Annotated in this window: 6 protein-coding genes; 2 read left to right on the forward strand and 4 right to left on the reverse strand. The window is 60.6% G+C overall.

Translation table 11 applies throughout. The features are described 5' to 3' along the window. Positions 1–1,353: 1,353 nt before the first annotated feature. The 3 genes from BQ8482_RS38190 to BQ8482_RS37760 all read right to left on the reverse strand — a co-directional run bounded on the left by BQ8482_RS38190 (position 1,354) and on the right by BQ8482_RS37760 (position 3,657). A complete protein-coding gene (locus BQ8482_RS38190; RefSeq protein WP_258116552.1) occupies positions 1,354–1,575 on the reverse strand; it encodes a DUF5996 family protein in 222 nt (73 codons plus the stop codon). 38 nt (positions 1,576–1,613) lie between these two features. After that, positions 1,614–2,516 (reverse strand): Vgb family protein, encoded by a 903-nt coding sequence (locus tag BQ8482_RS20520; protein ID WP_123149274.1) that lies wholly within the window; start codon positions 2,514–2,516, stop codon positions 1,614–1,616. 922 nt (positions 2,517–3,438) lie between these two features. Further along, on the reverse strand, positions 3,439–3,657 hold the full coding sequence (locus BQ8482_RS37760) for a hypothetical protein (protein ID WP_133254801.1): 219 nt from the start codon (positions 3,655–3,657) through the stop codon (positions 3,439–3,441). Between the two features lie 428 nt (positions 3,658–4,085). On the opposite strand from BQ8482_RS37760, the gene BQ8482_RS20525 reads away from it, so the two are divergent. Further along, the gene (locus BQ8482_RS20525; protein WP_123149275.1) at positions 4,086–4,316 is read left to right on the forward strand and encodes a hypothetical protein; all 231 of its coding nucleotides are present in this window, start codon (positions 4,086–4,088) and stop codon (positions 4,314–4,316) included. A 91-nt stretch (positions 4,317–4,407) separates the two neighbouring features. Continuing rightward, a complete protein-coding gene (locus BQ8482_RS20530) occupies positions 4,408–5,178 on the forward strand; it encodes a TIGR01458 family HAD-type hydrolase (RefSeq protein ID WP_123149276.1) in 771 nt (256 codons plus the stop codon). Positions 5,179–5,215: 37 nt separating this feature from the next. On the opposite strand, the gene BQ8482_RS20535 is transcribed toward BQ8482_RS20530, so the two are convergent. Beyond that, on the reverse strand, positions 5,216–6,000 hold a 785-nt coding region (locus BQ8482_RS20535), incomplete at its 5' end, for an NAD(P)/FAD-dependent oxidoreductase (protein WP_165848642.1).

Here is a 6,000-nt window from a genome sequence, read left to right on the forward strand (position 1 = left end):
CGCCGTCTTCAAGGTAACCGCATGTCTGTTGCTCATCGCCACCTTGACCGCGACGATTGTGCCGATTGGTATGCGCGCCCATTCAGGCTTTGGCCCAGAGCTAGGACGAGTCGCTGCGTTCCTTGTCGTTGGTCTGTTGTTGGGCTCGCCTGCGACCGCAACTGGATGCTAGCGCTTAGCCTGGTAATCGTGGCTGGAGTCAGCATCCATTGCAGATGCTAGCACCCTAGTTGGCACTCTACCGTTGAGGACGCGCCGGCAGCGTCGGGGTTTCGGCTGGCTGCGTCCTTGCAATGAAAGGCTGGTTGAGACGCTAGAATGTTCGTCTGACCGGCGCCACGCAGCCATTGGTCGAACTGCATAGCATACCGCATGGCGGTGACGCTCCCACTCCTACAATCCACCGTAACCGGTGTTCTGCCTCCACGTTGTCCCGTCTGCAGTGATCTGTGATCGACCTTCCATGGAATATCGAAGGGAGTTTGTCCATGGAGGCTACGTCGGAGGTTCTCACAACGTGGAGGGGCAGACGGGAGAGGCATCTCGATGGACGAATTGGGTCAAGGCACGGATCGTGCAGGAAAGTCCGGTCGTGACAGTGGAACAAGATTACCGAACGCTGCGGAAATGTGGTCCTTCCTGCGCCTGAGAATGCGGTTGAATTTGCGGTGATGGTTGTCGGGTCAGCCCTCGCCGAAGTGCTCGACCAAGCACTTCATGACGAGACCCGCGCTCCGGTGCTCTCGATCCGGCTCCAAGAAAACGGACCGGGTGCTTGTGGGCGCTGGCACATGATGACCGCCCATCGGGGCGGCGCTGGCGCGGAAGCGTAAAATCTTGCCGCCACAAGTGAGAAACCGCTAACCAGCAAGAACTTTTAAGTCCCCTGCGTGTATCTATAAGCTCTTGATTCAGTTTAGATATTTTTTACACATGCCAGGAATGTGTAAGAAAATGTGAAAATCAGACCGAGTCATCGAAAAGCTAACCGAATCAACAGGTTGCTGTTATGAAAACTGCAAAACACCCATGGAATTGCTTAATACGTCTCGCTTTCGCGGCCTTGCTGTCCTAGGACGCGTACTCATAAATGGTGCTTGATCGATGCCCGCTATGCCCCGATACCGACCAAATTCCGCGGCGCAGCAAGACGACGCGATGGGCCAGCTCCGGACTCATGCACTGCAGCAAAAGTTGCGCGTGATCGACGCCTTCCCTGTCGGCCAATCAGATTCAAGACCTGACCACGGCGGACCTATTAGCTTGCGCACAGGTGCCGACGCTCACACCGGCGACGTCGACCTCGTCATTCGCGTTGCGCAGGGGGCTGCGCCTTGCCCGGTCCGGCTACACCTAATGCCGCTCAAGCGTTTGCCGATCCCACTTCCCGAGATTGGCGGCCGCTTCATAGGTTTCCTGAAGAAAACCCAGGAGGAACTCGTCCGGGTTGGGCGACCGACGAACCGCGTCGCAAGGCAGGATGAACTGCCCAAGGCCCTTGTCGTAGAGGGCCTCAGGCGTGCGCAACGGCGTGTCGCCAAAGCCCGCGGGCTCGCCTGGTTCCGATTCCTGCAAACGACTCTAGGACGGCCGATCTTTTGACACTGGAATCCTCAAATGAAAAAGTCCGATTCAGGGGGTCCGAAGGTGATGAATGTCGGCTCCGAAAGGTGGCCGCTGCCCGCAACGACGAACTCGCCGACGAATGCGCCGGTGGTGCCGTCATACTCCAGCACCGAGTGGCCCAGCTCGCTTGCGACCAAGAGGTTGCCGTTCGAGTTGAACGCCATGCCCTCGGCCTCATTGAGGCCGCCGCTGCCGGCGGTGATGAAGACACCTTCGAAGTCGCCGGTCGTGCCGTCGTAGCGCATGACCTCGCTCGTCGCGGCGCTGCTGAGAAACAAGTCGCCGTCGGGGCCGAAGACCATGCCGGTCGGATCCAAGATGTTGCTCTCCGAACTGGGGACGAACTTGTCGACGAACGAGTTCGTCGCTGGGTCGTAGCGAAGGACCTCGCCGGGTCCTGATTCCGGAGCGCTGGCAACATAGAGCAGGCCATCCGGTCCGAAGACCAGCGCTTCCGGGTCGTCGAGCCCGGCCGCGTTGGCAGGATCGACGACGGCCTCGAAGACGCCGGTGTCTCCGTCGAAGCGGAGGATCTGGTTGCCGAGGCCGTCGTCGGTGAGGCCCGCGGCGATGAAAAGGTCGTTGTCTGGTCCGCCAAATGCGATGCCGGCCGGGTCGACGAGGCCGTGGCCGCTGGCGAAGACATCAAGGAAGTTGCCTTTCTCCCCGTCGTAACGAAGCACTTCATCGCTGCGGCTGGCGACGTACAGGTTGCCGTCGGGACCGAAGGCGATGCCTTCGGGTTCGATGAGGCCGCCACCGTTGGCGAACTTTTTCAGAAAGGCGCCGGTCTCGCCGTCGTATGCCATGACGCTCTTCGTGTTGGTGCTGCTAACGAACAGAAAGGTATCGTTGTCCGTGTCCGCAGCGAGTTGCTCCTTCTTGGGCATAGTGGACCTCCGTTCACAATGGACGGTAACGGCCGCCTATCTGGTCCTGACAGTCGCCACTGGAAAGCGCTACAGCCAAAAGCGCGGTCTTACGTCCCGTTTACCCCCTTCGTGTCTCATAGAAGGATGGCTTTAAACGCCGTCCGCAATCGTCAGGGTACACTTGGAGCGAGATGAGAGCAACAAGCAGGTGCACGCGGATCTTGCTGGGTGCGCTCTCCGCATCGTGGCATTCTGTCCTGGAGTTTCACCACGCTTGCCGTTGCTGCCAAAACCCTCATGTCATCGGTTCCTGACTATCTCATGATCGAGACGGCTTTCACGGCCGTTCAGTGGATCATTGTCGGTCCATTGACGGCGCTCGCCTTTGACTATGGAAATGTCGAGGCCAAAAGTGATTCCATTAGAGCAATGAATAGATCACCCGCATCACATTATGGAACCGCACGCCTATGGAAACTCGATGGCGCATTGACGACCAGGCTGCACCATCAATCTCCGCCCCAATTGTGATCGCGCCATTTGGTTGAGACCTGTCTGGTTCATGGACAGGGGAATCGCACGTCTGGGCAGGTCGGCTTCGGGTCTTGGCTGCGTGAAAACCGATCTGCGGGTTGATCTGGCGCAAGATTGATTCGTCCGCGGCGGCGCTCGCGCATTAAAGGTTCGCCAAGGCCGGAGTTTCGATTCTTTTGTTTCGCGCTGATGACTGGTTCCAGCGTTTTCACGCAGCCAGCGTCATTCACGACCGAGTCGAGCCAGAGCCAAGTCCCGCCATGTCCCCAATGCCTCGAAAGCGGAAGTAATTTTAGAGCATTAGCCGGGCAAGCCGCGCGGCCCCCGATCCCAGTACGCTGTTATCATACGACTGTATGCGTCGAGTTTCGAAGCGGCCGGATTTCGGTTACGTTTTTCGGGCTATTCAATTGGCTTCTTTTTTGTGGAGCTGTTTATTAAAGCGATTGGATGCCTGGCAAGCTATGCGCGTCATGGTGCTTGTCTCCTTAGCCGAAGAGGTCGCCGCCGCCCCCGATTGCGACGGCAGCGCTGTCAGCCCCAAGGCCCCGGCACCCGCCTGAAGCGCTTCCCGGCGCGACAGCACCGGCCCTCGCGGATAGGATTCTGACGTATTCTCCGCCATAAGCAACGTCCTCTTCAGCAATCCACCTGCTGTACTCCTAATTGGTGTCGCGCCCCTGATTGATGCCGTGCTAATGTTCTGGCCGGCTTGGGAGGTTCCGATCGACCTCATTGCGAATGTGTTCGCCGGCGCGTGGGCTGCCGGAGTGCTTGCCGCCATCTGGTATGTCCGGATGCGGCCCTCGCCGCCCATTGCCGAAAGTCAGCAAGACCGCGATTTGCGGGAATGGCTGGGCGGCCAACTGTAAAGATCGCTCCCGGCGGATTTCCGATAGGGCCCAACGTCGCCGTTCACCGCCGCCCGGCAGGGATCGTTGTCGGTTGCGGGTCGCGTCCGGCCTCGTTGTCTGCGGGTCCACACGCATTGCGGCGCGAAGAGGTGCCTCCTGCGCTTGCGGAGTCGACCGGGTTAGCGACCTGGTGGCCGCGATGGCCGACCGCGCGCGCCTGCCGTTCCAGATCGGCATCAGCCTTGTGCGGGTGTTGGCACTTCGCCCGGCGGCGGTGCAATTCACTCTCGACAAAGCGATGGCGGCGGCCGGCGGCTGGGCGCCGCTTGGCCCGCGACTCTGGCCCTACGGTTCCCGACGGGGAGATCGCGACGCTGGCCGAACCCGCCCGCACGGCCTTCCCCGAATGGTGGCGGTGACCGTCGGTTAATCGAGTGCGCCTGCCCGCCCTGATCCACAGGGAACAACAATGGCCTTGTTCCGGATTTGACGCATGGCGGACTCGTGGTCATGCTGGACCGATGACAAGGGGTGTACTGCTGGACCTCGCAGGCGTCATCTACGATAGCGAGATCGCCATACCAGGCGGGATCGACGCCGTCGCGCGTTTGCGTCAGGCCGGTTTGGCCATACGCTTCATAAGCAATACCACGCGCTCGTCGAAACAGAGCGTTCTCGAACGTCTGGAGGCGATGGGACTCACCGTTACCAATGCAGATGTTTTCACGCCGGCGCACGCTGCACGCGAATGGCTGCTTCGCAATGGCCGCGCGCCATACTTGTTGGTTCACCCCGGCCTTGCGCCGGATTTTTGCGACCTGCCGGATCGCGACAAGCGCGCCGTCATCGTCGGCGATGCCGGAGAGGCCTTCACATATGCGGCGTTGAATGACGCGTTCCGCGAACTGAGCGCGGGGGCCGAATTGCTGGCCCTTGCCACCAACCGGACGTTTCGGGATGCTGACGGCGAGCTCAGCCTCGATGCAGGGCCATTCGTCGCGGCATTGGAATTTGCCTCCGTGAAACGCGCAACCGTTCTCGGCAAGCCCTCGCCGGAATTCTTTCTGTCGGCGCTGGCAAGCATGGACTGTCCGCCAGATCAGGCGATCATGGTCGGCGACGACGCCGAGGCCGATATAGCTGGCGCCCTGCGCGCCGGACTTTCGGGCGCGCTGCTGGTGCGGACAGGCAAATACCGGCAGGGCGATGAGAAACGGTTTGATCCGCGCCCGACCGCAACCGTCGCCGATCTCGCGGCAGCAACCGACTGGATCATTGCGCGCCGAGACTGATTGCGCGGGCTGAACCGGCCGTACAGCGGGCGCTTCACTAGGTGATTTGGCGCTCCATTTCCACCTCGGCCCCTAGACTTTCGATGTCGCGGAAGATCGAAGCGACAGCCAGCGTGCGCCCTTCGCGCTTGAAGCGGAGCAGGCAATCCTTGGCAACGATGTCTCCATCGATCGCGATCTCGTCCCATTGCACGGCATGGCCGACGTAGTTGATGGGAACATCGTAATGCTGGCTCCAGAAGAACGGCACGGCGACGAATTTCTCGCGATGGCCGAGCATGTTAAGGGCCGCGGTTCGCCCCTGCCTCTCGGCAACTACCCAATGCTCGACCCGAATGTTCTCGCCACTGTGAGGATCTGGCCACCGCGCAATGTCGCCGGCCGCGAAGATGCCTGGTGCGCTCGTCTCCAAAAAGGCGTTTACTACGACACCGCGGTCAAGGATGAGCCCCGCCGTTTCGGCAAGCCCTGTCCGCGGTCGCACGCCGATGCCGGCGACGACGAAATCCGCCACCAACGTATCGCCACTGCTGAGTTTCACCTTGCTGCCGTCGATGCTGGTCGCGGTGTCCTCGAGATGGAATACGACACCATTCTCCTCATGGAGGGCGCGGATGAAGTCGCCCATTTGCGGACCCATGATCCGTTCCATGGGCCGTTTTTCCGGTGCCACGACATGAACTTCGATCGCGCGCGAGCGCAGCGCCGCGGCAACCTCCAGGCCAATGAAACTGGCGCCAAGCACGACGGCGCGGCGCGCAGTCGTGGCTCGCTCGATGATCGCCTTGCAATCTGCGAACGAGCGCAGCGTGTGAACATGTG

Origin of the sequence: Mesorhizobium delmotii (assembly GCF_900149755.1) — a bacterium.
In the GTDB taxonomy this organism is placed as follows: domain Bacteria; phylum Pseudomonadota; class Alphaproteobacteria; order Rhizobiales; family Rhizobiaceae; genus Mesorhizobium; species Mesorhizobium delmotii.